We start from the raw sequence: 26202 nt of genomic DNA on the forward strand, positions 1-26202 counted from the left end.
CTTCTCTCATGCGAGAAAAGAACGTATCCGGTATTAGCTCCGGTTTCCCGAAGTTATCCCAGTCTTATAGGCAGGTTGCCCACGTGTTACTCACCCGTCCGCCGCTAATCTCAGGGAGCAAGCTCCCGTCGATTCGCTCGACTTGCATGTATTAGGCACGCCGCCAGCGTTCGTCCTGAGCCAGGATCAAACTCTCCGAAGAAATGTTTGACTTGCTCATTTGCTTTTTTAATAGTGTGTGCTCACTTAAAATTTAACGTTGGCGCTTTGTTTTGTTCAGTTTTCAAAGAGCAATTTCACAAATCGTTCTTTCGAACATTTGTTTATTCATCATAACACGCTATTGATTAGTTGTCAACTTCTGCGAAGTTTTAAACTTATTTTAAATCGCTGTGTTTTTCAGCGACCATTTCATCTTATCATTTTCATAGTAAGAAGTCAATAGTTATTATTTCTTTTAGTTAATCTACCAAAAGTGGATGAAGTTTTTTGTTTGTCGTACTTGGTGCTTATTTATATTAATCCTATTTCACTTTAAAGTCAATGCTTTTTCTATGTAATGATATATTTTATTTCCTGACCAGTTTATTAGCTTATTCTTGATCAACCATTCAAAGTCAGACAGTGCCTTTATAATAGAAAGAGTTGAAAATACACTAGGTTGTCTTGTTGTTGATTAAGTAGTATCCATCTGCCGTGGTATAAAGTAGAAATATAAAAATTCGCCTTGTCCCTCCTCTCAATCAAATCATCTTTTTCCCCTTATTACTATCGCGTCTGTCGGTTCCTTCTCCTCGGAAAAAGCATTCATCAAGGAAAATGAAGATTCCACTGCAGCGATCCACCCTATCCAGCACCATAGATAGGATATCAGGGGTTTTATGCAACATAAGCAGCTTCTTATTCTAATGAAGATAGAGATATATCCAAGTTGACTATCCAATTCCCATTATGCTAATATATAACCAAGTAATATAATCGGAATAGTTAATATTGTGCGTTTACACCTGACTTTTAAAAATTAAAGGAGATGGATATATGACAGCAGCAAAGGTAATACCAGGTGCGGAATCTTTTTTCTTACCCGGCAATTCTATCGGTATCCTCATTTGCCACGGTTTTAATGGAACACCACAAAGCGTAAGGTATTTAGGTGAAAACTTTGCTGCCAAAGGCTTTACTGTCTTCGCTCCTCGTTTGGCTGGTCACGGAACGGATGAATTTGAAATGGAAACGACCCTTTATAAGGAATGGATACATGATGTTGAAATGGCCTATGCAAAATTAAAGCGAACCTGCACCCATGTTTTTGCTATCGGACAATCGATGGGTGGCGCTCTTATCCTTGATTTAGCGACAAAGGTAGCTTGTGATGGGATTCTCACGATCAACGCCGCTCTCCAAGTTCCGGAATATGAAGTATATCGTAACCAATTGGATCCACGCTTCATTCCTGAAGGCAAAGCTGACATAAAGGACGATACCACTAAAGAAATCACCTATGACCAAGTTCCCTCTAAAGCGATTAAACAATTGCTTGATATAATGGAACATACAAGTCAACGACTCAAGAACATTACTTGTCCAATACTTATCTTCCATTCTCCAGAAGATCACGTTGTACCAGACTTATGTTCCTATCAGATATATGAAACTGTCACATCCGATGATAAGGAAATGGTATCCCTTGAAAATTCATATCATGTGGCATCAATGGATCATGATAAAGATCATATTATTGAAAAGTCTTATCAGTTCATTCAAAAGCACAGTAAAAAGGCATCAATTGCTTCGTAACCTCTTTCCTCTATACTAATTGGTTTACGTATACACTTCACGGGTATATATAGTATATAAAGAAAAGGGAGGTAACATAATGAGCGGATTATCAGACAAAGTTAAAAGTACTGTAAATAAGGTAAAAGGTGAAACGAAAGACCAAGTCGGAAACGCGAAAAATGATCCTCACTTACAAGCAGAAGGTAAAGTCGATAAATTAAAAGGCAATCTTCAAGATGACATTAGTAAATTAAAAAATAAACATTAACGAACATTCTAACAGGATCCCACACTATAGAGAAGAGGCGGCAGATAATCTGCCGCCTCTTCCTTTTCAATTAGCTTGAATAACCACAACACACATATCATCGGGTTGATCTTGCTGCATATCCGAAGGCATCACAAAATCAATAGGGGCGGTTTCTTTACAATCAAACCATCTCGTCGTGACCGCTTCTTGTATTTGGTCCAGCCCTTCCGTCCCTTCTCGATCTATAGCCTCCATGACTCCATCCGTGAATAACAGAAGCTGAATCCTTTCTTCATAATGAATGGTGGATTTCTCTATTTTCATCTCAGTGAAGAAACCAACGGGACATGTCCCTTTTGAAAGCGAGGCCACTTTTCCATCATCCATTAAAGCAAAGCCTGGGGGATGTCCAGCATTAACATATTCCACCGTTTTTTGCTCTGTATCTATGATCATATATATCGCGGTAAAATAATAATGCACTTGGTTGTCTTCCTTGTTAAGGATACTCATCCAATGATTCATTTCATTTATGACTGCAACTGGATCCGTATGCGTTCTAATGGCATCCCTCAAAACGGATGAAATGAACATACACACAAGGGAGGCGGAAATGCCATGCCCCATCATGTCCAACAGGATGATCCCATAACGATTTTCATCAATACGATGCCAATAGTACATATCCCCTGCTAATTTATTTGCGGGCAAGTAGGATGCTCTTATGGTTAAATGATCACCTACAATGGGCTCACTTAACAAGCTGCTTTGAACCTGCATGGACAGATCCAATTCGTTGCGAATTTTTTCATCCTGCGTTTTATGCCAATCTTTTTCATATTTAAGCCTTAACCCTACGCGTATTCTCGCGAGTAAATCTATTTTATTTATAGGCTTCATAATATAATCGATTCCGCCCACATCAAGTGCTTCGGCCACTTTGTTTGAATCTTCGAGAGCGGTCACAAAAATAACGGGTATATCTTTAAGGTGAGGAATGCTTTGAAGTCTTCTGCATGCCTCTATCCCATCGATCTCCGGCATCATGATATCAAGAAGAATGATGTCAACGGAAGTCTCTTTTGGTTGCGGACTATCCACCTGTAAATATTCAAACATCTCAACAGCTGAAGTTAATGATAGAAAATCCGTATAGCCAGCCCGTTTTAAAATTTTCTCTATAACGAAAAGGTTTACCTGGTTATCATCTACGATTAAAATCGTCATTCTTTCATTCCCCTTTTGGCTTATATCGAGCGGCAACATTATCTTTATATAGGATCAGTACATTAATAAAGCTCCCATAACGTGTTTATTTCTATTTTATTATAACGAAATGTAGGCTCTAATAATAATAATAGACCACGATGGCAGTTATGCTTGCAGACTAACTTCTTGTATATTCCCTTTCCTTTCGCACCATAAACATAAAAATATAAAAAAACTGAAAAATTCTCTAAATAAAAAAGAAAGAGTCCGCATATAAGCGAACTCTTTCCTTTTATAATTTCCGATAAATTCGTTCTTTTGAGTCAAAGTCCTCATATTCTTCCAAAAAGGTTGATGAATGAAGTGTTTCCTTGCTCCCAACTGCAAGGAATCCATCTTTACATAGACTGTCATAAAACAATTGTTTAACATAGGTCTGCAATTCACCGGTAAAGTAAATCATCACATTCCTGCACATGATGATATGAAACTCATTGAACGAACCATCAGTAACTAAATTATGCTGGAAAAACACAATGTTTTTAAGAAGACTCGAATCAAGATAAGCATTTTGATAATCGGTTGTGTAATACTCCGAAAATTCCTGGTTACCGCCAGCGTGCATATAGTTTTTCGTATAAGACTGCATTCTATTTAAAGGTAGTATTCCTTTTTCCGCGTGACGGAGGACATCTTCATTCATATCGGTCGCATAAATCCTTGCCTTATCATAAAGCCCTTCTTCCTTAAGGATGATGGCCATGGAGAAGGCTTCTTCACCAGTCGAACAACCCGCATGCCAAATTCTGATTTCGGGAAGGTTTTTCAAAAGCGGAACAATATTCAAACGAAAAGCTTTAAAGAATTCCGGGTCGCGAAACATCTCAGTGACGTTTATCGAAAAATCCTTCAAAAGCTTCTCAACATACCCTTTTTCATATAAAACCATTTCAATCATTCCGCTAATTCTGCGAATATGGTCCAGCCTCATTCGATTTTCGATTCTTCTTTTAATTGAAGTACGCATATATTTGCGAAAGTCAAAGCCGGAAACAGAATAAATCGCCTGTAACAATAATTCGATTTCTATATCTTCACGTTCTTCAACAGTTAAAGTATCCTTCATGCAAAACCTTCCTTACCCGTTCTATCAATCAATTAATCAGTCAGCCATACCCTCAGAACCGATAGTAACTGATCTAATTTTAATGGCTTGCTGACATAATCGGACGCGCCGGCCTTCAGGCATTTTTCCCTATCGCCCTTCATCGCTTTGGCAGTTAGCGCGATGATTGGAAGACTCTCGAACTTATTCTGCTCGCGAATTCTAGTCATCGTTTCGTAACCGTCCATGCCTGGCATCATGATGTCCATTAATATTGCATCTATATTATTTCCTTTTTCAAGGAGTTCCAAACATTCATAGCCGTTTTCAGCTGTAAGGATTTTCATTCCCTCGTGCTTCAGGGCATTTTTCAGCGCAAATATATTTCGGTGGTCATCATCGACGACAAGTACTGTTTTATTGCAGAAAGGTTTTGCCTCATTCGGACTTTCTTCATTTTTTATTCCTGCATCAGATTCTTTCTGATCGTCAAAAGGTGCAGCAGACTCATCATGGTTAGCTGCTGCCACTTCTGGAGAAGCAGCTATTGCTTCACCAACATTTTTGAAGCCATCTGGCATGCTTGGAATAAAGAAAGTAAAGGTACTGCCATGCCCCTCTTCACTATCTACAATGACCCAGCCTCCCAAGAGTTTAGCAAACTCCCGGCAAATGGATAGCCCAAGACCTGTTCCTCCATATTTTCTCATTGTAGCTCCGTCACCCTGTTGGAACGCCTCAAAGATAATTTTTTGCTTTTCTTTTGAAATTCCGATGCCGGTATCCGTCACCTTGATTTCAACCCAATTGCTTGCTCCTTTTGTCTGTATCCATTGAGCAACATTTTCTTCCTCAGCTTTTTTGATTCTGACAGTAACTGAACCTTTTTCTGTGAATTTAAACGCATTGGATAACAAGTTTTTCAAAATTTGCTGGAAGCGTTGTTCATCCGTAAAGAAAATATCCGGAACATTTTTATCTTTTTCTATTTTAAAGTCAATGTTCTTTTTCTTCGCTACATGGTCGAAGTTACGATGCAATAACTCAGGGAGTTCACTCATATTCATTTCGTCAAAGACCACTTCGAGCTTTCCAACTTCAACTTTGGATAAATCCAAAATATCATTGATCAACGTTAATAAATCTTGGCCCGATGAGTTAATAACACGGGCGAATTCCTGTTGCTCTTCATTTAATTTACTTTCATTTGTATCAGAAAGCATTTCTGATAAGATCAAAATACTATTGAGCGGTGTCCGCAATTCATGGGACATATTTGCCATGAACTCCGATTTATATTTTGAACTTAACTTTAATTCTTCCGCTTGTTTTTCAAGGTTTAGTTTTGTAACTTGAAGCTCTTTCGATTTATCTTCAGTTTCACGGTTTCTCTCTTCCAATTGTTCATTGATCATTCGTAACTCTTCAGCCTGTGTTTGCAGTTCCTCTGATTGGGCTTGCATTTCCTCTGACTGTGATTGCAATTCTTCTGATTGAGCCTGTAACTCTTCGGTCTGTGCCTGTGATTCTTTCAATAAACGCTCAATTTCCATCCGGCCCTCTACATTATTAATCGTGATGCCTAGAGTATCGAGAACCTGATATAGAAAATGTTTTTGCATCTGCGTAAAGTCTTCCAAACTTGCCAATTCGACCATCGCTGCAACTTCATCCTCAAAAACGACTGGCGCTATGACAATGCTTTTCGGGTTGACTTCACCTAGCCCTGTTGTAACCAACTGGAAGTTTTCAGGGATATCGTTAATGACTTTCGATTTCTTTTCAAGGGCACATTGTCCAATCAAACCCTCTCCCAATCTGAATTCACGTCTGCCTGAGTCCTTGCCATCTCCTGCAAAGCTGGCAAGCTTCACAAAACGCATATCGTCACCCTGACCTCGCTTGACGTAAAAAGCTGCGATTGAAGCTCCCATCATCGGTGCAAGTCTTGTAATGAACCGGTCAGCCAGAACTTCCACATCGACAATGCGCTGATACATGGTGGCCATATCCGCAACACGGGTCTGAATCCAGTTCTGCTCACTGATCTTTTCAGTGAAATCTTTCTCTTTTTGATTATAGACTTCGAGCGATTCCGCCATATCATTAAAGGACCGGGCGATATCACCAATCTCATCATTCGTTCGAACCGGTATTCTTGGTACTACCGATAAATTTTTAAAATCGATATTATTGATGACCTTCGTAATGGACAGCAGATCCTTTGAAGTACTACGAATCATCCAAACAACCGTAACAGAAATAACTAAAATGCTTAGAATAACAGCAAAAATTACAAAACCAATCATATCTTCATAGGTTTGTTTCGAATTACTTAAGGTATCATTCATGACACCTTCTTGGTAATCTTTAAAGTCATCCATTGTACTGATGACTTTCGTCCGTTTTTCCCTTTGATCATCCATCAAATTGGAAAGACTATCCGAAGCGTCTCCCGCTTGTATCTTTTGAATGATTTCAGCCTCTGTTATGGAGTAAGAAGCATATTGAGTTTCGAACTCTTTCAATAATTGCTTTGCTTTTACCTTATTTAATGAACCTGATAAACCAGCAATTTTTGATTCAATCAAACTATGATTCTCATTGATGATTTCAAGGCTTTTTGCTCTTTCTTCTTTGTTTGCATCATTTGCAGCGAACAAAATTTCACGGTCCGACCTTGAAAACAGCTGACGAATTTCCATCGAAGCTTGAACTTTTTCATAGCGATTTTCAACGATTTCAGTCATGCTGCTTTTTAAATTGTTAAGCGTAAACATCATGAAAGAAAGTAATATAGCCAAGAAAAGCAAGATTAAACCGAATCCTAACATTTGCTTCTTCTTAAAACCCATTTTCCCCCCACCTTCAATACTTATTTATAAACAGCCAGTAATAAACGGCAGTGCAAAATAAATCTTTATACTATCAATCAGTAATACTTCATTTCCTTATATGCTTTCATTTAACATGATATATAGATAGATTCATTGCTCAAACTCCATTTTAACATTTTCCAACATAGAATGGTTATCTACAGGGTTATTTAATATGAATTCATTTTCCAATTAAGTGGAAGTCTGCCTTTGCCATGGTCATAAAAAACCAAAGGTCATTCAATATGAACGCATAAAAAAAACCGAAAATTTCACTTTCGGTTTTTTATTGCGGTCCTGTTTATTGAGTTTTCTTTACTTCAACATATAAAACATGGTGGCCGTCCATTTCCTTTACGGTAAATTCATATCCGGCGTATTCAATTTTATCCCCGACCGCAATCTCAAATCTTCCTGTCAGGAACCATCCGCCCAATGTATCGATATCTTCCTCTGGCAAATCTATCGCAAGGGTATCATTGACATCTTCAACTAATGTTTTTGCGTTGAATACATAATGTCCCTCATCAATTTTTTGAATAAGCGGACGTTCATCTTGGTCAAATTCATCACGTATTTCCCCGACAATTTCTTCAAGAATGTCTTCCACCGTAACCAAACCTGCAGTTCCACCATATTCATCTGTCAAAACTGCCATATGAATCCGTTCCTTCTGCATTTTCAGCAGCAGATCATGAATGGCGATCGTTTCAAGAACACGAATGACAGGAGTAACAAATGAATCAACCGTCAATGCTGATACATTTTCTTCTGTAATCGTCGCGGTATAAAGACGCTTGATATTGACCATGCCCACGACATTATCTTTATCACCGTCAATGACCGGGTATCTTGTGTATTGCTCCTCTTGAATCAGTTCAACAACTTCCAATAAAGGCATGCCCTTTTCAATAACAGTCATTTCCGTACGCGGAACCATTATTTCATTGGCTATACGCTCATCAAATTCAAATATCTGATTTACATATTTGTATTCCGATTGATTGATCTCACCGCTTTTATAGCTTTCTGATAAAATGATGCGCAGTTCCTCTTCCGAGTGGGCCATTTCGGACTCAGAAGCCGGCTTTAAACCGAATATGCCTGTTAGGACACGGGCAGAACCATTCAGTAACCATATAAAAGGATACAAAATGCGGTAAAAGAGGATTAATGGCTTGGAAAAAAGTAAGGTTACTTCTTCCGCTTTTTGAATCGCAACAGTTTTTGGCGCCAGTTCCCCTACTACAACGTGCAGGAATGTTACAGAACCAAATGCGATTATGAATGAGATGATGTGACCTACGGATTCCTCTAATCCCCATTTAGTGAACAACGGTTTTAAAATTGCCTCAACGGTCGGTTCACCTAACACCCCTAAGCCTAATGCCGTTACAGTAATACCTAATTGACAGGCAGATAAGTACTCATCGATATGAGTCGTCACTTTCTTGGCTGCAAGTGCATTTCTATGCCCTTCTTCAATCAATTGGTTGATGCGGGAACTTCTGACCTTTACGATTGCAAATTCCGAGGCAACGAAAAATGCGGTTAATGCTATTAATACAGCTACTGCTAATAATTTTATAAAAATCTCCAATATGTGCGGGTTGACCATGAAAGACCTGCCCTTATTACATTTGGACTGGACATACACGGTTTAATCCCAAGCACCTCCTGTATAAATGGTTATTTTTGTTCCAAAAAGCGATTGCCTTATAACAAAACCATTTAGCCTATATCGTTAATATGCACCTTTATGCATTAAACTATAGGGAATAAATTTGAATCATACTAGCAAAACTAATAATGATTGGATCAAGGCCATGCTTTCATGGGAAATCTGTTTTTTTAGAAGAAGCTCATTTTTTTCGTCCTTTTTAATCAGGCTGATGACCTCTTGAATTTCCTCGTTCAGGCCATCCATTTTGTGTTTCAGTTGAAGCCCTGTTTCTTCAATTGCTAATGCAGCTTCCTTGTCTTGTTTCATTATTTTTTTTATGTCTTCTAATGAAAGGTTTTTTCTTTTATATCCCTCGATCAAGCGTAGCCTTTCAAGTTCACCGACTGAATAATAACGGTAATTGGAGGCGGAACGTTCTGCTTTAAGCAAACCTAAATTCGTATAATAATCAACGGTTCGTTTCGTAACATTAGCCATTTCCGCCAACTCGCCAATTTTTAATGTCTCGTTCCCAATATAACCCCTCCAAACCGTCGCGTGATGGTTTAGACAAATTGATTATGTCATTTCCACCGTGACGTTTTATTCTATCCTCTAATCGTACATTATTTTAACTGAAATGAAAAATATTTATTATTGGATAAACAGATATTATATTGCTTTATCTATCCCCTTCATGGGAAAACAAAAAACCGATTAATTGAATAATCGGTTTAATCTATGATTTGACCTATGGATTTTATTTTTTAATTGTTAAATGATTGCTCAATATTTTAGGACCGCACTGGCATAGGGAAGAATGCTTTAGTTTTTTTATTGGTGTCCCGCATGTTTCACAGACTTTTGCTACCATTTATACTGTCCTCCCAACTTTAATAATGCTTGTTAAATATTATTATACCACCTTTCAAGTGATAATCAATACTAAATTAAAATTATTATAAACAAGAGGTAAGACTTTTCATTTTCACCTTTTTAAAGCATCTCACTTCACAAGTGATTATAATAAAGATAAAATGTAACAAAACTCATCAGGAAGGTTGGTATTAGTATGACGAATGAGATCCGCCCAATCCCCCGTCCCTTGGTCCGAACGAATCAATGGGTCATTTTATTAAGCGTAACCACTGCCTTATTAACGGGGCAAATATGGATATTACTGATTCCTTTAGCAGCAGGACTTTCAGGTCTTCTCTTTCATTTCAATCTAGTTATGCGTCTTGCAAAGCTCTTTCTGAAAAAAAAGCCCTCCGATTATATTCCTGAAGATCATTCACAGCAACAGTTCAACCAGGTTATTGCCGTCGTTTGCTTAGGTCTCGGATTAATTTCTTTCTTGCTTGGTTGGACCTTAGTCGGTTATATCTTCACTTTGATGGTCGGATTAGCTTCCCTCATAGCCATTCTTGGATTCTGCATCGGCTGCTTTATCCTTTTTCAGTGGAAACGATATTCCCATCAACGATCTCTTCACTAAAACTAAAAAGATGGGACTGACATACGACAGTCCCATCTTTTTATTCGGATGCATGTAAAGAATTGCTCCTTTTAACCCAATAAGTTGCCAACACGATCAAAAGAATTAAAACAGCTTGCGGCACCAGCGTTTCCACTGTTGGATAAAGACCTATCCATTCTACGAACGGGAAGGAGCTGATTGTATTTGTCTGTATCACTTGCGAAACCTGGAGCGAATGGATAGAGACGCCAAGAATCTTGAAAGCTAAGGCATATATGAGTATCGTTGCCACTTTAAAGAATAGGGTCATCGGTAATTTCACACTGTAGCGCAGCATGATGAAACCAATGACCAATAAAATGAGGAAGGCCAAGAGTATTCCGCTCAGTAGCTGCTTTAATTCCATATAAGGCGCCATTCCAGCATAAAAAATAATGGTCTCCGCCCCTTCACGGAATATGGATAAAAAGCTAATAAGCGCGAAAGAAAGGATACTTCCCGTTGCAATGGCGTGGTTCATTTGCTTGCCGATATACCTGTTCCATGCATGGACATTCGATTTACTATGAAGCCAAAGACCAATTGTCAACATCATCAATACCGCTATTACCCCAGTGATTCCCTCAATATATTCCCGGCTTGACGCAGCCGTAATCTGAGAGAAAACAATATTGATAATGACCGCCAATACGGAGCTGGCAACCAAGCCTGCACCAACCCCTGTCCAAATCCATTTTTGTTTGTCCGCTTGTCCAATTTTCTTTAGGAAAGACAATAATGTAGCTACAATCAAAAGTGCTTCTAACCCTTCACGTAAAAGTATCAGTGCGGCATCCCATGTTGTATAACTCGTATCATCAATCAAGGGGAGTAACCTTGTATTTAAATCGGATACGATTCCCTTCGCTTCCTCAGCCTTTACTTTTTTCGATTGCAATAAGCTGATTGCGGTAGGGACTTTCGTTTCCATATCGCTGTAAAGCTTGCTGTCCCTTGTTGAGACCTCTCCTTCGACATTAGGCCAAATCGTTAAAATTTTGTTTAACTGATCAACCGCCGAATCGATGTCATCCTTATCAATATTCGTTACACTTCCTTGTAAGAGCTGCGTTACATCTCCAAGTGAATAGGTCTTCTGACTTCCTTCTGCAACCTTACCAGCAAGGAAATCCTCCAATAGACCTTTCAATTCAGCCAGGCTCTTTTTGGCTTTATCCGAATCAGGCGGATCTTGTGTAATGGCTATTCGCACAAAGGCCATATTTGTCTCAATTTCACCATATGTAGCAACACTTTTCTCCCTTATAACGACCTCTGCGTCGGTCCATTGATTCAGCAAGTTCGTATATTGAACTTTGGCTTGATCAAAGTCACCTTCCGTTATCAAAGCGTCCAACTCATCTATTAAAGGGATTATCGCTTGTAACCGATCATTATAGTCCGTCTTGTCAACAGGGTTTTCATTCGTATCATATGTAACAAGAGCACTAGATAATGCCGATAGTCGCTTTTTGATTTCATCTTTGTTGGCTTGATCTCTCACAGCACTTTTTACGGCGGATAGTTGCGTATCGACTTTCTTTGCATCTTCGCTGTCCGTTTTAATCGCTTTCCAATCTTTCTCGAATCGATCGATATTTTTCGATACTTCTTCAAGATCCCCGGCTTTTACCTTCATTAAACTATCGCCGATATAAACAAAAAGCTGATCATGGTTTTCACCCGCTGAAACAATCCTTACAGGAGATGAAATTAATAAAAGACCGACTATTAAAATCAATATCCCACTCTTCCATTTAGAAACAGTCATACTGATCCCTCCTATCATGAACTAAAATCGCCAACCCGGATAAGCATCCATGCTGGCGATTTCACGTCCTCGTTTTATATTCCATTTATCTAAAAAGGGAATCTCCAATATACCCGCCCTTTTGCGCACCTGGTAGACAAGCGAACATGGCGCTCCCCCGGTGAACGATATATTCATTAAGCTTATCATTTTTCGCTAGTCGCTCCTGTATAGGAATGAATTGTTTACTAGGTCTGCGCTGAAAACAAATGAATAGCAGGCCCGCATTGAAACTTCCCGTCTTAGGATCCATTCCGTCTGCATATGAATAAGGACGCCGCAGTATCTTTGCTTTTCCGTCACCCTTGGATAGACTCATATGCGAATCTTCTGGAATGATCCGATTTCCATTTGGATCTTTGGCTTCTAAATCCACGCTATCAAACTCTTTTTTCATCCCTAGTGGAGCTCCGCTGTCGCGATGTCGCCCAAACGTATTTTCTTGCTCCCTCAATACGGTACGATCCCAAACCTCAATGTACATCTGAATTCGGCGCACTACCATATAACTGCCGCCAACAAGCCAGTCAGGCCCGTCCCCTGCCTTTACCCATACATGCTCATTCATTTCACTGCTATTATTCGTATCTGGATTGACAGTCCCATCCTTAAACCCGAATAAGTTACGCGGTGTCGTTTTTTGTGAATCGGCTTGCTTAGTTCGTTGAAAACCTGTCTGTGCCCAATGAATGATCACTTTCCCTCTTCCGATTCTCACTAAGTTTCGGACGGCATGAAAAGCGACTTGAAGGTCATCTGCACAGGCCTGAATACAAATATCCCCACCGTTCCATGAATCTTCTAAGGCATCTAAAGGGAATTTGGGCAAGTCCTTTAATTCAGCAGGGCTTTTAGATTTCAAACCAAATCGATCTTTGCCATCTTTCGAAAACAGTGTCGGACCCACTCCAAAAGTTATCGTTAAATTGGAAGGTGATAATTCCTTTGCTTCCCCCGTATCTTTTGGAGGCATATTAGCATTAAGGGATGCTTCACCAATCAAATTTCCCGCCGTCATCTGAGCAGCAGCCTCTGTCCAGTCCTTAAATAATTGGATTAAGTCGGACCTTTTATCTGTCGTAACTTCCAATGATGCAAAATAAAGGTTATCCTGCGTTTCAGTGGTGATGCCAGCTTGATGAGCACCATAAAAGGGGACGACATCTTTAGTTTGCCCCTTTGCCTTTGAATCTGAAAGAGTTAACAACCCACCTAATCCAGATGCTCCTACCATGACTCCGATTCCACCGACTCCTGCTGTCTTTAACATATTTCGACGACTTACTTTTTTAGTAAAAAGCTCGATTTCGTCATTCGGCGTTTTATCTTTCAATTATGATTCCTCCGTTACAATCCCTATTTGCGAAAGTGGTTCAGCTAATGCATCAATGGCTTGGCTTAACTCTTTCACTTCGGACTCTTTTAAATCCGTATAAGAGATATAGCCATCACCATCTTTATGCTTTTCAAGTAAGCCGTATACATCGTCAAAACGTTGTTGGATTTCCGAAGCAAGCTTCTCATCCTTTTCTTTAAGTGCGGGTGTCAACAGTTCGTAAATTTTTTCTGCACCTTCAACATTTGCCACGAAATCATATAAATCCGTATGAGAGTATCGGTCTTCTTCTCCCGTAACTTTACTGGTAGAAACTTCATTCAATAAATCGACCGCACCTGTGATTAACAAATCCGGTGTTACCTCAACCGTTTCAACTTTGGCACGAAGCAGATTGACATCACTCATTAATTGCTTGGCATATTTCTCGTACCCTTTGGTTGTGTTTTCTTCCCATAATCCCATTTCGATTCGGTGGTAACCGCCCCACTCTTCATCTTTGACGTCCCCTTTGCGAGCATCAATTTTGGGATCAAGGTCACCAAATACTTCGGCAATCGGTTCCGCTCTTTCATAATGCATACGGGCTGGAGCATATACTTCCTTCGCCTTTTCAATATCACCAGTTGAAACAGCCGTCGTAAATTCTTCCGTTGCTTTTACAAACTCTTCTATTTCACCAATCGCATATTCACGGTACTCACTAGATACATCATCGAGCTTGCTTGCACTCGTTTCTTTGGCGTTATCATCTGCCGGCTTAGTATCTTCCTTTTCCTGCGAACAGCCAAATAATAGGCTGGTTGATAGTAAGACTGCTAATGACGCTTTTGCTTTCTTCATATTGTATTCTCCCTTTGAATTGTTTTGTAGATTCATATTAGCAGATAATGAAAATCATTATCAATATATATTTTATTGGAAATGTAACATTTTTCATTTCCTTCGAAAATCTTCACCCATGTGACCTTTTCCTTCCCTACAAAAAGCGCCCCTACTTTCAAGGTAGCCTTCATATCAGCTACCTTCACGCTCACTCATTAACTTGTCATTTTCTTTGTCCATGATTTTTGTGATATCCTCAACAAATTGAATGATAAATTTTAACTCTTGCTCACTATAAACGGAACATAAATTTTTGGTGGCACTGGAGAGCGATTGATAGTGTGATTTAATCTGATCCTGTCTTTCGGAAATCGGTGCAATCATAACCCGTCTTCCATCATTTTGATCTCGTTCTCTTTTAACATACCCGGATATCTCAAGGCGATTGATCAATGCGGTAACAGAACCCGTACTCAATCCTGTAATTTTGGATAGTTCACCAGCGGTTATCGGTCCTGTTTCATTCAATATTTCAGCAGTCTTTAAGTCTGTATGGGTCACCCCTATTTTCTGCGCCATGTTTTGTTGAAATAAAACAGATCTCATCCCATACCGTTGCAAGCTATGTGTTAAACTCTCTAACAGAACTGAATTGACCCCATTATCGCTTGACATAAAATGCCACCCCTTTTACACTTGAATTTATCTTGATTTTCAAGATAAATGTTTGGATTTATCTTAACGTTAGCCTTTCAACCATGTAAAGGAAAATCATGAAGTGGTTGATACGAAGGAGGAAAATAAATGAACGAACAAAAAAACCAAAAATTCATTGTTACCGGTTTATTATTGGGTATCTTAATGTCAGCAATGGATAATACGATTGTTGCGACTGCAATGGGAACGATTGTTTCTGAATTAGGCGGGTTTGATAAGTTTGTATGGGTGACGTCTGCCTATATGGTCGCCACGATGGCAAGCATGCCTATTTTCGGTAAGCTTTCCGACATGTATGGACGAAAAAGGTTTTTTATTTTTGGTCTCATAGTCTTTTTAATCGGTTCCGCTTTATGTGGCATGGCGCAAAGCATAGTGCAGTTAAGTATCTTCCGTGCAATCCAAGGGATAGGCGGAGGCGCTTTGATGCCAATTGCCTTTACCATCATTTTTGATATTTTCCCGCCTGAGAAACGCGGAAAATTAACAGGCCTTTTCGGCGCTGTTTTTGGGGCCTCTAGCGTATTGGGCCCGCTATTAGGTGCTTATATTACCGAATATTCGAGCTGGAATTGGATTTTCTACGTCAATGTTCCGATTGGAATCATTTCTTTATTTTTCATTTGGAGATATTACATGGAGTCAGCCAACACACGAGAGCAGAAAATCGATTGGGGTGGCGCAGCAACTCTCGTCATTGCGGTTATTAGCTTAATGTTTGCGCTCGAACTGGGCGGAGAGTATGGTTGGGGTTCTTATCCTATCATCGGTCTGTTTGCTAGCTTTGTGGTTTTCTTCGTTTCTTTCTTCTTTTTCGAAAAAAGAGCAAAGGATCCAATCATTTCATTATGGCTGTTTAAAAGGCGATTGTTTGCCACTTCTCAAATTTTGGCCATTCTTTATGGCGGTACATTCATTATTTTAACCGTCTATATCCCAATTTTCGTACAGGCAGTTTACGGGGGGTCCGCCACAAATGCCGGATTGATCCTCACCCCCATGATGCTTGGTTCTGTATTCGGAAGTGCAATTGGCGGGATCTTCAATACAAAGACAAGCTTTCGCAACTTAATGACGATTTCCGTCATCTGTTATTTTGCAGGGATGCTCCTATTAGGGACCATTACCCCTGATACAAGCAGGACTTTATTAACCTTGTACATGATTCTGACTGGTTTTGGCATGGGCTTTTCCTTCTCCCTTTTACCTATTGCCTCCATTCATAATTTGGAACCGAGATTCCGGGGATCGGCCAACTCAACAAACTCATTCCTCCGGTCCTTTGGGATGACACTCGGTGTCACGATATATGGAGCGATTCAGAACAATGTATTCACAAGCAAAATGACGGATGCATTTAAAGGGATGCAAGGAGGCCCAGATACAAACGGATTGATGGAGGACCCACGTCAGCTCTTCGAGTCGAATGCACGTGCCGAGATTCCGGACTTTGTCTTGGATAAAATTGTTCATGCAATGTCCGATTCGATTTCATTAATATTCACCCTGGCCCTCATTCCGATCGGACTTGCAGCGATCACCGTGTTCTTTATGGGAAAAACAAGAGTAGAAACACCTCCAAAAGAGGAATCAGTACAATAAACAAAAAAGCGCTGGACCTCCAGCGCTTTTTTTGTTGGTTTTCATCGCTTCTATATAAATAGGGGTAAAGATTGCCGAAAAATCATTCTCCCACTAAAATGATAAGTAACACATTCACATACTGAGGTGAGAAATTTGAAGATCGTATGTTTTGGAGACAGTTTAACCAGAGGCATTTCTTATGTTAAAGGCCGGCTACGCATTATCAAAGAAAATTATCCGAACTCTTTAGCCAAGCTTACGGAATCATTGCCATTTGTGGAAGTTTTGAATAAAGGGGTGTTCAATGACAACTCCGACTTATTGGTTAGCAGGGTCGAGAAAGATGTCATGTCTGAAAATCCCGATATCGTATTAATAGAGGTCGGGGGAAACGACTGTAACTTCCATTGGGACGAAGTGGCCAAAAATCCAGAAGGTGATCATCTGCCGATCGTTCCAATCGAACGCTATCTGGAAAATATCACCCAACTTGTCAGACAGGTTCAGGACAAGCATGTTACACCTTTCCTTTTAACACTTCCACCACTGGATCCTGCCAGGTATTACAGATCCATCGCTGATAAGTTCGGGCATTCGATCGGACATTTCGTTTCCCATGTCGGGGGTATCGAACATTGGCATGGGATGTATAACCGCCAATTGAAAAGCCTCGCTGAAGAACTAAAGGTGCCTTTGATTGATGTCCGTTCCTACATTAAATCCTCTGGCGAATTGGATCGCTTGATTAGCGATGATGGCATCCACCTCACTTCCGAAGGATACAAGCAAATGAGCATGGCCATATTCAGTTATTTGCAGAAGTATATGGCTGAGAGAAAAAGCAAATAAAAAAGGCAAAGCATGGCGCTTTGCCTTTTTTCGTTTTACAGACTTTTCGCTTCCACATTTTCCGGAAGCTTGAAAGGGTTCTCGGTATTGATCCGGTCATAAAACATCATCCCATTTAAATGATCTAACTCATGTTGGAACACGATTGAAGCAAAGCCCTTCAGGCGCATCTCTATTTCCTTACCATTACTATCCACCGCTTTAATTTTAACCCGTTCATAACGCGGTACATAGCCTTTAATATCACGGTCGACTGAGAGGCAGCCTTCACTTTGCGGTAAATAAATCATCGTAGCGGAATGACTAATAATTTTCGGATTCACAAGGGCATATTCATACAGCTTCCCTTTTTCATCTGGAAAATATAAGACGAACATGCGTTTATTCAAGCCTATCTGATTTGCAGACAACCCGACACCTTCACGTAAGTTGTATTTCTTTTGGAGTTTTGGGTCCTGGCTGTTTTTCAGATATTGCATCATGCATTCCAACGTTTCACGATCTTCATCTGAAATCGGCAGGCTGACTTCATCCGTTACCTGACGCAGAATTGGATCTCCTTCTCTAACAATATCCTTCATCGTAATTATATAGTCTTTTATAAATTTACTCATAAAAATTCACACTCTTCTACCATTTTATTTTTCATGACTTAGACCTTTTCACTTTAGCATTTCGTATTTAAAAAGTCTAATACGCAGGTTGGATTAAATATTTCAAAATTCCGGACACCATTCTTAACTTTTTCATAATAGAAATGATATTTTCTTGACTTTAACATTATTTACCTTCATTTTAGAGCATAAAGACCTATAGATTACATGTTTAAAAATTCTATACTGAATATATATTCCTTAAAGGAGATGAAAAGTTGAACTCGAACTCTAAATTAGTTTCGAAGTTGCTGCCGTTCTTAACGGCTTTCATTGTGATAATTGGCGGAATCAGTTGGTATGTTGTAACTCAGTCAAAGGATACGGTCATCCCATTTTCTTCGGTAGAAAAGACGATTAAAGCCCAAAATGGAGCCCTTGTCTCTATTGAAGAAAAAAGAAATGGCACTCTTCACATCACCACACCAGATGGAGAATATGTTTCTAATATTCCTCCCAACAGTCAAATGATCAATAAGCTTGTCGAAACTTATAACGTTCAATATTCTTTTTCATCAACTAATAAATCTGCGTTATGGATTTTAGGCGGATTATTGGCGGCTCTCGTTACAACAGCTGTCATTATACAGAAAAAATCAAAGGGCGGTTTGCGGATCGGCAGTAAAAAACAAAGCCTTTCCACCCCAAAGCCCTTGCCAGAGATAACATTGGATGATGTAGGCGGTTTGCAAACCGAAATCAAACAAGAAATCCTACAGACTCTTACTACATTAAAGGAACCTGAGCGTTCAGAAAAGATTGGAATTAAACCGCCTCAAGGCATTTTATTATATGGCCCCCCTGGAACGGGGAAAACCCTGCTAGCACAGGCAATCGCAAAAGAGCTTGGTGCAAACTTCTTCTCAACGAGCGGTTCAGCCTTCAACGAAATGTTTGTTGGAGTCGGTGCAGCCCGGGTGCGCAGCCTTTTCCAAAATGCACGTAAGCAATCGCCAGCTGTCATTTTCATCGATGAAGTGGACGCGTTGGCTGGTAAAAGGAAAGCTCATGGCGGGGAAGAAGGCGAAAAAACGTTAACTGAACTGCTTGTGCAATTGGATGGAGGCCATCCAAATGAAGGCATTTTATTCATTGCAGCGACCAACCGGAAAGATATGCTCGATGAGGCATTTCTACGTCCGGGCAGGATCGATTTCTCTTTCCAAGTTCCACTTCCAGATACACAAGGAAGAAAGGAAATCATCGATATCCATACGAAAGGAAAGCATCTAGCTACAGATGTCCTTGCTTCTCTGGATGAGTTGGCGGAAAGTACATCCGGTTTCTCTGGTGCTGACTTAAGCTCCCTGTTCGATACTGCCTCACGACATGCCCTTAGGAATGAACAGGATATGATTCGTAAACAGGATCTTGATTACGCCATTGACCGTACGATACTTGGAGCGACATCACGTACCTTGAATGATGTGGATACGAAGCGGCGCGTGGCTATTCATGAAAGTGGACATGCCCTGATTGCAGCTTTGACAAAGCCTGGTTCCGTTCGAAAGGCGACCATCATTCCGCGTGGGGAAGCCCTTGGATATGTAGCGCCGATACCAAAAGAACTCCATCTGGCAACAGCCAGTGAATTGCTTGATCAAGTCAAAATGATTTTAGCAGGTGGCGTGGCGGAAAGAATGTATTTAGGAGAACATAGCATCGGTGTAGGCGGAGATGTACAGCAGGCGAAACACCTGCTTGAACAAATGGTCGATACCGGAATGCTTCAAGATGGATTTACCCTCACCTTTAATAAAGGTGAGAAGGAGCAAAAGATGCAGGAATTATTCACGAAGGCGATTTCTGAAACGGAAATGTTGATTGGCTCGAATCGTCCACAGTATGAAGTGCTCGTTGAGGAGCTATTGAAAAAAGAGACACTCGAAGGATCAGAAGTTCAGCGTATCGTTGATGCTTCAGAAATAACCAGTGTATGCTAAAATGCGTAATACTCTTTTTCATTAGGTCTTAAGACCTAATGAAATATGTAGAGCCTGTTTCCAATCGAACAGGCTCTTTTTTTTTTGATCATATATGGAAGCAAGCCGCAAAGCAGAAATGAATGCGGGTAAATTAACCAGATGGAAATAACTCATCCTCAGTCAAAACGAGATGTTCCTTTGCACGTTTCAAAGCAAAACGTAAGGCCCTGTTAATCAAAGGTGGCAAAACTGAAAGATGCCCTTCCCCTTCAAACTCCTTGAATTGAACATTCACTCCACTATCCTTCAAGGATAATCGTTTTGATAATTCTAAAGCATTTTCGTTCATGCCGCTTTTATGGGGACCCTCCAGCTCTCCCACTCCTAGCAATAAGGAAATATCACCTTCTCCTTGATTTAATCGAGAAATAAACCTATCCTCCTTCTCACGGAACCACTTTTTATTCCAATGAGAGATGGGCTTCCAGCTATATAAGTTTGAAAAGCATACGGATTTTCAAAAAGAACATATATAGCGAAAAGGCCACCTAGGGAATGCCCGAAGAGCGTTTGGCTATTCTGATCGACCTTAAATCTTTTATCAATTTCCGGATTTAAATCCTCTTCTATGAATTTCAGAAAGTTTTCCGCTCCTTCATGTGAAGGCCATGGACTTCCATTGAATGGGGCCATGGATATCACAGAAACCCTTTCATTTCGAAACCGGCAGATCGCAAATTTATCCGGTGGCCAACGACAAAAGGTTTGGCTAGCAATGGCTTTAGCACAGCAAACGGAGATTTTATTACTAGATGAACCTACCACCTACCTTGATATGGCTCATCAACTGGAGGTCTTGCAAATTGTTGAAAGACTTAACAGAGAACAAAAAAAAAACATTGTGATGGTACTGCATGATATCAACCATGCGTCTCGGTTTTCACATGAAATCATAACGATGAAGGAAGGAGAAATTATTAAAATCGGTACACCGGGCGAAATCATTACACCTGCCGTTTTAGAAGAAGTCTTTCGTATTCATGCAAGGGTCATGATAGATCCTGCCAATTGGGCTCCCGTTTGTTTTGGTTATGACAATTTATCACAACAAGAAGAATATAAAGAAGCCGTTTTATCCAATTAAAAGGTGCAGCATGTAAAAGGGATGTCGACATTGTCGACATCCCTTTTTTTACACGTTTTATAGTTTTTCCAACTGGATGATACCTGCTGTATTTTGTTTCTGTAACCCTGTCTTCTGCAATTTCACTGCCGTTCCTTCAGGTAAGTTAGTGAATATGATAGGAGTGACCGTTGATGGAGCATTCCGTTTTATGAAATCTAAATCAATATCCAGAAGAGGCGTACCTTTTGTTATCTTTTGGCCTTCATGCACATGAGGTGTAAAGCCTTCTCCATTTAATTTAACTGTATCTAATCCAACATGGATCAGAATTTCCAGACCATTATTCATTTTCAAACCCAATGCATGGTTTGTCGGGAAGATACTAAGTACCTCGCCATCGATTGGTGATACTAGTTTCCCGTTGACTGGCTCGATAGCAAAGCCGTCGCCCATCATTTTCATCGCAAACACTTGATCAGGTACTTGTTCGATCGGTAAAACGGCTCCTTCAATTGGAAGGACAAAATCATTGGCGTCGATAGCTTGGTTTTCTTCCACCCCATCCTCAACTACTTGTGCAGTTGGATCCATTTTCACTTGGATTGGATTGACGTCATTTTTGACAAGTTGTTTCATTGCATTTGCAACGAATTCTACATTCGTTCCAACAATGACTTGCACACTCGATTTATTTAATTTCATGACTCCCCGCGCACCATGCCTTTTTAAGGCTGCTTCATTCACATTTCCTGAATCGGCCACTTCTAAACGTAAGCGTGTTGCACAGTTATCAATTATCTTTATATTCTCTTTACCGCCAAGATCTTGAAGGAAAAGCGATCCCATATCGGTATATTTATCCCCGGTTTTCACAATCGTTTCTTCTTCCACATTTTCCTCATCGTCTTCACGGCCTGGTGTTTTTAAATCCATGATTTTGATGACAAAATAGAAAATCACGAAGTAAACGACCCCGTATACCAATCCAATCGGTATTAACCATAGCGGTTTTTGCGCAATGCCGAAGTTCAAGAAATAATCAATGGCCCCTGCGGAGAATCCAAAACCATGATGGATATCCAACATAACAGCGAGTGCCATAGACACCCCGGTTAAAAGGGCATGTATTACATATAATACTGGGGCGATGAACATGAATAGAAATTCAATCGGTTCTGTGATTCCTGTTAAGAAAGAAGTGAAAGCTAACCCAACAAGCATCCCCGTTACCAATTTACGTTTCTCCTTCTTAGCAGCTGCAATCATCGCTAATGCTGCAGCTGGAAGGCCGAACATCATGATTGGGAAAAAGCCAGTCATGAAGGGCCCAGCTGTCGGGTCTCCTGCGAAGAAACGATTTATATCACCTGTCGCACCATTAAATTCACCAAAAACGAACCAAACCATACTATTCAGGACATGATGCAATCCTACTGGAAGCAATAAGCGATTCAATACGCCGAATACGCCGGCACCCAATGCCCCTGCACCTGTAATCCAGTCTCCAACACTATTGATTACATCCTGAATCGGCGGCCAGACAAAGCCGAATATTCCCGCAAGTATAATCATCGCAAGCGAAGTGATAATCGGGACGAATCTTTTGCCTGAAAAGAATCCAAGCCATTCAGGGAGTCTTATGTCGGAGTATCTATTATATAAAAGAGCTGCAACTATACCTGATATAATACCGCCTAAAACAGCCATATCGATATCTTTATTAATTGCTTGTGTTCCATTCGTTAAAACAAAGTAACCAACAAGACCAGCTAATGCCGCTGCACCGCTACCGTCTTTAGATAATCCTATTGCAATACCTAAAGCGAATAGTAAGGCAAGATTATCAAAAATCGCTTTTCCCGCGGCCGCCATAAATGCTATATCAAGTAAATCTGGCTGACCTAAGCGAAGCAATATAGCCGCTGCTGGCAAAACAGCAATTGGTAGCATAAGAGCTTTACCAATTTTTTGTAAAAAATTCAACATCGAACTCATCTCCCTTGTTCCTAACTTCTTCTATTGATTCTGTTGAATGAGAAGTATAAAGCGTTTTCATTTTATTAATATAATAACTTTTCTTTGGATTATACTAGCATAGAAAACATATAGATGTCTATACCAATTCAGTAGAAAAATTTACTATATCCATTAAATACAGCGGAAATAAGACATTTATGAACCTTATTAACAGCAACTGGTCTAGACAACCACTAATAAAAACGTTAAAATGAGGACAAAAATATATGAGACCAATTCATGACTCATTCATTAAGGTTTACTTCATAAAGGAGATTATGTATGAAAACATTCATTATTAACGATCTAATAGTTTATAGCGAAACGGAAACATACAAAAATGGGTACATTAAAGTTGTGGATGGAAAAATTGCCGAAGTAGGCCCTGTTAACCAGTATAAACATGAAGATGGTATTGAAGTAATCAATCTATCGCCTGATCATCAGGTCATTCCTGGTGCCATCGATGTTCATATTCACGGGGCATCCAATGCTGATGCAATGGATGCCACATACGAAGCATTATCCACTATGGCAGAAACTCTTCCCAAAGAAGGAACAACCAGCTTTCTGGCCACTACAATGACTCAATCTACCGAAGCCATTGAATCAGCTCTTCTTAATGCAGGTAAATATATCGAAAATCAGACTCAAGAACATGCTGAAATAGTTGGGATCCATTTAGAAGGTCCTTTCATTTCACCGGTCCGTAAAGGAGCACAGCCTGAAGATCATATCGTTGATCCTGATGTCACGCTATTTAAGAGGTGGCAGGAAACGGCCCAAAACCAAATCAAGCTTGTAACGCTTGCTCCTGAACAACCAAACGGATTAGACCTTGCCGCTCACTTAAGGGGAACTGGCGTAGTCGCCTCCATTGGACATTCGGATGCAACTTATGACCAAATAGATGAAGCAATCCAGGCTGGAACTACACACGTCACACATCTTTATAATGGGATGCGGGGACTTCATCACCGCGAGCCTGGTGTATTGGGCGCAGCTTATCTCAGAGACGAATTGTTTGTTGAACTTATTGCTGATGGCATTCACTGCCGACCTGAAATGGTGAAGTTAGCTTATAACCAAATTACCAGTGACCGCATGATTTTGATTACGGACTCGCTTCGAGCCAAATGGCTTGAAAAGGGAACCTATGATTTAGGCGGCCAGCCTGTGTATGTTAACGAAACGACAGCTATGCTTTCAAATGGAACACTAGCCGGCAGTATTCTGAAAATGAACGATGCCATTAAGAACACCATGCAATATACCGATTGTTCCATGATTGACATTATAAAAATGACGGCTGAAAATCCAGCCAAACAACTTCGTATTTTTGATAGAAAAGGCAGCATCCAAGTTGGTAAAGACGCCGACCTTGTTATCTTAAATGAACGATTGGACGTTGAAATGACGTTCTGCAGAGGAAATTTAGCTTTTAAAAAGGAGAATGCATAATGAATATCATTAAAGTACAGGACTACGCGGAAATGAGTCGGACAGCCGCAGAAATAGTACTCGGAAAAGTCAAAGGAAATCCGGATATCAAGCTGGGCTTGGCAACTGGCGGTACGCCTAAAGGTATGTACGATACGTTGATTGAAGACCACGTGCGTAATCATACTTCTTATGAACATGTAACATCTTTTAATCTCGATGAGTATATCGGCTTAAAACCAAATGATCCAAACAGTTACCATTATTATATGGATGACTCCTTATTCACTCACATCAATATAAATAAAGAGCGCACTCACCTACCAAATGGCACAGCTGATGACACTAATGGAGAATGCAAACGTTATGACGAAATGATTGATTCAGCAGGGGGAATCGACCTTCAGATACTTGGTATTGGACAAAATGGGCATATTGGGTTTAACGAGCCTGGAACTTCTTTCGCCTCAGGTACACATGTCGTGACACTTGAGGACTCAACACGCCAAGCGAATGCACGTTATTTCGACTCCATAGACGAAGTTCCGACACATGCTGTTACAATGGGCATATCCACCATTATGAAAAGTAAAGAGATACTTCTGTTGATATCCGGAGAAGAAAAAGCCGAAACCTTGAACAAATTGATGGACGGTGATATTACAGAGGATTTCCCTGCATCTATCCTAAAAAAACATAATAATGTTACAATAATCGCAGACCAAAAAGCGTTATCCGGAGTGATCATACCGTAAAAGGAGCGAAAGTCGATGATTGATAAAAGCTCACCTCTTCCGATTTATGCTCAAATCGAAGAACAAATAAAAAGACAAATAGAAAACGGTGAGTTCCAGGCGCACCATGCCCTTCCATCTGAACGTGAATATGCAGAGCAATTCGAAATTAGCCGGATGACCGTCCGGCAAGCCATAAATAATTTGGTTAATGACGGCTACTTATACCGTCAAAAAGGAAGGGGAACCTTTGTTGCCGATAAAAAGCTGGAGCAGCAGCTCAATGGACTGACCAGCTTTACAGAGGATATGAAAGCCAGGGGTCTAAATCCGAGCAGTAAGCTACTGAGCTTTGAAATCATTCCGGCTAATAAGAAAATTGCCAGTGAATTGCACATTTCCCTTTATGCTCCCGTTTATGAAATAAAACGTATTCGGTTGGCCGATGATGTTCCAATGGCGCTCGAGACTGTGTATATGTCTGCGAATTTAATTAAAGGATTAACGGAAGAAATCATTAACCTTTCCCTTTACCAATATATAGAGAATTACGTTAAACTTAAAATGGACTATGCTACACAAACTTTGGAATCATCGATTGCTTCTGAATTGGAAGTCACCCATTTAGCGATTCCAAAGCACTCGCCCATATTATTCATTCAACGGAATACGTTCCTAATAGATGGAACCCCCCTTGAATATGTTAAATCAGCTTATCGTGCGGACAGGTATAAGTTTACTATCACCATAACCAGATAACTTGAATATTTTTGCCATCACTATAAT

The 26202-nt window shown here is 40.1% G+C and carries 22 protein-coding genes, 1 rRNA gene and 1 pseudogene; 10 read left to right on the plus strand and 14 right to left on the minus strand.

Annotated features, from left to right (window positions below):
- A 16S ribosomal RNA gene (locus LQ203_RS21340) occupies positions 1–202 on the minus strand; the annotation flags it as partial.
- 836 nt (positions 203–1038) lie between these two features.
- Here LQ203_RS21340 and LQ203_RS21345 point away from each other — a divergent pair.
- Positions 1039–1797: an alpha/beta fold hydrolase gene (locus tag LQ203_RS21345; RefSeq protein WP_230161150.1), complete on the plus strand. Its 759-nt coding sequence runs from the start codon at positions 1039–1041 to the stop codon at positions 1795–1797.
- Positions 1798–1876: 79 nt separating this feature from the next.
- Entirely contained in the window at positions 1877–2047 is a 171-nt protein-coding gene (locus LQ203_RS21350; RefSeq protein WP_230161152.1) for a CsbD family protein, read from the plus strand.
- Positions 2048–2113: 66 nt separating this feature from the next.
- Here the strand turns inward: LQ203_RS21350 and LQ203_RS21355 are convergent, their stop codons facing one another.
- From LQ203_RS21355 to LQ203_RS21375, 5 genes are all read right to left on the minus strand, one after another.
- Positions 2114–3256, minus strand: coding sequence for a fused response regulator/phosphatase (locus tag LQ203_RS21355; RefSeq protein ID WP_230161153.1), 1143 nt, complete (start codon positions 3254–3256; stop codon positions 2114–2116).
- 274 nt (positions 3257–3530) lie between these two features.
- The gene (locus LQ203_RS21360; protein ID WP_230161155.1) at positions 3531–4364 is read right to left on the minus strand and encodes a protein-glutamate O-methyltransferase CheR; all 834 of its coding nucleotides are present in this window, start codon (positions 4362–4364) and stop codon (positions 3531–3533) included.
- Between the two features lie 32 nt (positions 4365–4396).
- Positions 4397–7198 (minus strand): response regulator, encoded by a 2802-nt coding sequence (locus tag LQ203_RS21365; RefSeq protein ID WP_230161158.1) that lies wholly within the window; start codon positions 7196–7198, stop codon positions 4397–4399.
- Between the two features lie 322 nt (positions 7199–7520).
- Entirely contained in the window at positions 7521–8819 is a 1299-nt protein-coding gene (locus tag LQ203_RS21370; protein ID WP_230161278.1) for a hemolysin family protein, read from the minus strand.
- 189 nt (positions 8820–9008) lie between these two features.
- Complete coding sequence (locus LQ203_RS21375) at positions 9009–9380, minus strand: MerR family transcriptional regulator (protein WP_230161160.1); 372 nt, start codon at positions 9378–9380, stop codon at positions 9009–9011.
- 574 nt (positions 9381–9954) lie between these two features.
- Here LQ203_RS21375 and LQ203_RS21380 point away from each other — a divergent pair.
- Entirely contained in the window at positions 9955–10380 is a 426-nt protein-coding gene (locus tag LQ203_RS21380; RefSeq protein ID WP_230161162.1) for a DUF4395 domain-containing protein, read from the plus strand.
- Between the two features lie 40 nt (positions 10381–10420).
- Here LQ203_RS21380 and LQ203_RS21385 read toward each other — a convergent pair whose 3' ends face one another.
- From LQ203_RS21385 to LQ203_RS21400, 4 genes are all read right to left on the minus strand, one after another.
- Positions 10421–12172 carry an FTR1 family protein gene (locus LQ203_RS21385; RefSeq protein WP_230161165.1) on the minus strand — a complete coding sequence of 584 codons (1752 nt, stop codon included), beginning with the start codon at positions 12170–12172 and terminating at the stop codon, positions 10421–10423.
- Between the two features lie 85 nt (positions 12173–12257).
- On the minus strand, positions 12258–13544 hold the full coding sequence (gene efeB / locus LQ203_RS21390; RefSeq protein WP_230161166.1) for an iron uptake transporter deferrochelatase/peroxidase subunit: 1287 nt from the start codon (positions 13542–13544) through the stop codon (positions 12258–12260).
- Positions 13545–14390 (minus strand): iron uptake system protein EfeO, encoded by an 846-nt coding sequence (efeO, locus tag LQ203_RS21395; protein ID WP_230161168.1) that lies wholly within the window; start codon positions 14388–14390, stop codon positions 13545–13547.
- Positions 14391–14564: 174 nt separating this feature from the next.
- Positions 14565–15047 (minus strand): MarR family transcriptional regulator, encoded by a 483-nt coding sequence (locus tag LQ203_RS21400; RefSeq protein ID WP_230161170.1) that lies wholly within the window; start codon positions 15045–15047, stop codon positions 14565–14567.
- 129 nt (positions 15048–15176) lie between these two features.
- Here LQ203_RS21400 and LQ203_RS21405 point away from each other — a divergent pair, with 129 nt between their 5' ends.
- Entirely contained in the window at positions 15177–16691 is a 1515-nt protein-coding gene (locus LQ203_RS21405; protein ID WP_230161172.1) for an MDR family MFS transporter, read from the plus strand.
- A gap of 135 nt (positions 16692–16826) precedes the next feature.
- Positions 16827–17522, plus strand: coding sequence for an SGNH/GDSL hydrolase family protein (locus tag LQ203_RS21410; RefSeq protein WP_230161174.1), 696 nt, complete (start codon positions 16827–16829; stop codon positions 17520–17522).
- A 35-nt stretch (positions 17523–17557) separates the two neighbouring features.
- Here LQ203_RS21410 and def read toward each other — a convergent pair whose 3' ends face one another.
- Entirely contained in the window at positions 17558–18136 is a 579-nt protein-coding gene (gene def / locus LQ203_RS21415; RefSeq protein ID WP_230161177.1) for a peptide deformylase, read from the minus strand.
- Positions 18137–18393: 257 nt separating this feature from the next.
- Between def and LQ203_RS21420 the strand changes: the two genes are divergently transcribed.
- Complete coding sequence (locus LQ203_RS21420; protein WP_230161179.1) at positions 18394–20118, plus strand: AAA family ATPase; 1725 nt, start codon at positions 18394–18396, stop codon at positions 20116–20118.
- A 133-nt stretch (positions 20119–20251) separates the two neighbouring features.
- Here LQ203_RS21420 and LQ203_RS21425 read toward each other — a convergent pair whose 3' ends face one another.
- Positions 20252–20491 carry a hypothetical protein gene (locus LQ203_RS21425; RefSeq protein ID WP_230161180.1) on the minus strand — a complete coding sequence of 80 codons (240 nt, stop codon included), beginning with the start codon at positions 20489–20491 and terminating at the stop codon, positions 20252–20254.
- A 26-nt stretch (positions 20492–20517) separates the two neighbouring features.
- Positions 20518–20793 (minus strand): alpha/beta hydrolase-fold protein, encoded by a 276-nt coding sequence (locus LQ203_RS27730; protein ID WP_356715050.1) that lies wholly within the window; start codon positions 20791–20793, stop codon positions 20518–20520.
- On the opposite strand from LQ203_RS27730, the pseudogene LQ203_RS21430 reads away from it, so the two are divergent.
- Positions 20780–21244, plus strand: a pseudogene (locus LQ203_RS21430) (ABC transporter ATP-binding protein); the annotation flags it as partial. The gene LQ203_RS27730 and the pseudogene LQ203_RS21430 overlap by 14 nt on opposite strands.
- A gap of 57 nt (positions 21245–21301) precedes the next feature.
- Here LQ203_RS21430 and nagE read toward each other — a convergent pair.
- On the minus strand, positions 21302–23212 hold the full coding sequence (gene nagE, locus LQ203_RS21435) for an N-acetylglucosamine-specific PTS transporter subunit IIBC (protein WP_230161182.1): 1911 nt from the start codon (positions 23210–23212) through the stop codon (positions 21302–21304).
- Positions 23213–23524: 312 nt separating this feature from the next.
- Between nagE and nagA the strand changes: the two genes are divergently transcribed.
- The 3 genes from nagA to LQ203_RS21450 are packed head-to-tail and all read left to right on the plus strand — an operon-like array spanning position 23525 to position 26175.
- Positions 23525–24703, plus strand: coding sequence for an N-acetylglucosamine-6-phosphate deacetylase (gene nagA, locus LQ203_RS21440; protein WP_230161184.1), 1179 nt, complete (start codon positions 23525–23527; stop codon positions 24701–24703).
- Entirely contained in the window at positions 24703–25437 is a 735-nt protein-coding gene (nagB, locus tag LQ203_RS21445) for a glucosamine-6-phosphate deaminase (protein WP_230161186.1), read from the plus strand. The genes nagA and nagB overlap by 1 nt, the downstream gene beginning before the upstream one ends.
- Before the next feature lie 15 nt (positions 25438–25452).
- Entirely contained in the window at positions 25453–26175 is a 723-nt protein-coding gene (locus tag LQ203_RS21450; protein ID WP_230161188.1) for a GntR family transcriptional regulator, read from the plus strand.
- Positions 26176–26202: the final 27 nt, after the last annotated feature.

The sequence above is a fragment of the Peribacillus sp. Bi96 genome (assembly GCF_918698115.1).
Classification (GTDB): Bacteria; Bacillota; Bacilli; order Bacillales; family DSM-1321; genus Peribacillus.

Coding starts and splice junctions, on each gene's coding strand:
- LQ203_RS21350 (WP_230161152.1), top strand. CDS start 1,877: ATGAGCGGATTATCAGACAAAGTTAAAAGTACTGTAAATAAGGTAAAA.
- LQ203_RS27730 (WP_356715050.1), bottom strand. CDS start 20,793: ATGGCCCCATTCAATGGAAGTCCATGGCCTTCACATGAAGGAGCGGAA.
- LQ203_RS21405 (WP_230161172.1), top strand. CDS start 15,177: ATGAACGAACAAAAAAACCAAAAATTCATTGTTACCGGTTTATTATTG.
- LQ203_RS21365 (WP_230161158.1), bottom strand. CDS start 7,198: ATGGGTTTTAAGAAGAAGCAAATGTTAGGATTCGGTTTAATCTTGCTT.
- efeO (WP_230161168.1), bottom strand. CDS start 14,390: ATGAAGAAAGCAAAAGCGTCATTAGCAGTCTTACTATCAACCAGCCTA.
- LQ203_RS21380 (WP_230161162.1), top strand. CDS start 9,955: ATGACGAATGAGATCCGCCCAATCCCCCGTCCCTTGGTCCGAACGAAT.
- nagE (WP_230161182.1), bottom strand. CDS start 23,212: ATGTTGAATTTTTTACAAAAAATTGGTAAAGCTCTTATGCTACCAATT.
- LQ203_RS21345 (WP_230161150.1), top strand. CDS start 1,039: ATGACAGCAGCAAAGGTAATACCAGGTGCGGAATCTTTTTTCTTACCC.
- LQ203_RS21385 (WP_230161165.1), bottom strand. CDS start 12,172: ATGACTGTTTCTAAATGGAAGAGTGGGATATTGATTTTAATAGTCGGT.
- LQ203_RS21355 (WP_230161153.1), bottom strand. CDS start 3,256: ATGACGATTTTAATCGTAGATGATAACCAGGTAAACCTTTTCGTTATA.
- LQ203_RS21400 (WP_230161170.1), bottom strand. CDS start 15,047: ATGTCAAGCGATAATGGGGTCAATTCAGTTCTGTTAGAGAGTTTAACA.
- LQ203_RS21375 (WP_230161160.1), bottom strand. CDS start 9,380: ATGGCTAATGTTACGAAACGAACCGTTGATTATTATACGAATTTAGGT.
- nagA (WP_230161184.1), top strand. CDS start 23,525: ATGAAAACATTCATTATTAACGATCTAATAGTTTATAGCGAAACGGAA.
- nagB (WP_230161186.1), top strand. CDS start 24,703: ATGAATATCATTAAAGTACAGGACTACGCGGAAATGAGTCGGACAGCC.
- def (WP_230161177.1), bottom strand. CDS start 18,136: ATGAGTAAATTTATAAAAGACTATATAATTACGATGAAGGATATTGTT.
- LQ203_RS21360 (WP_230161155.1), bottom strand. CDS start 4,364: ATGAAGGATACTTTAACTGTTGAAGAACGTGAAGATATAGAAATCGAA.
- LQ203_RS21450 (WP_230161188.1), top strand. CDS start 25,453: ATGATTGATAAAAGCTCACCTCTTCCGATTTATGCTCAAATCGAAGAA.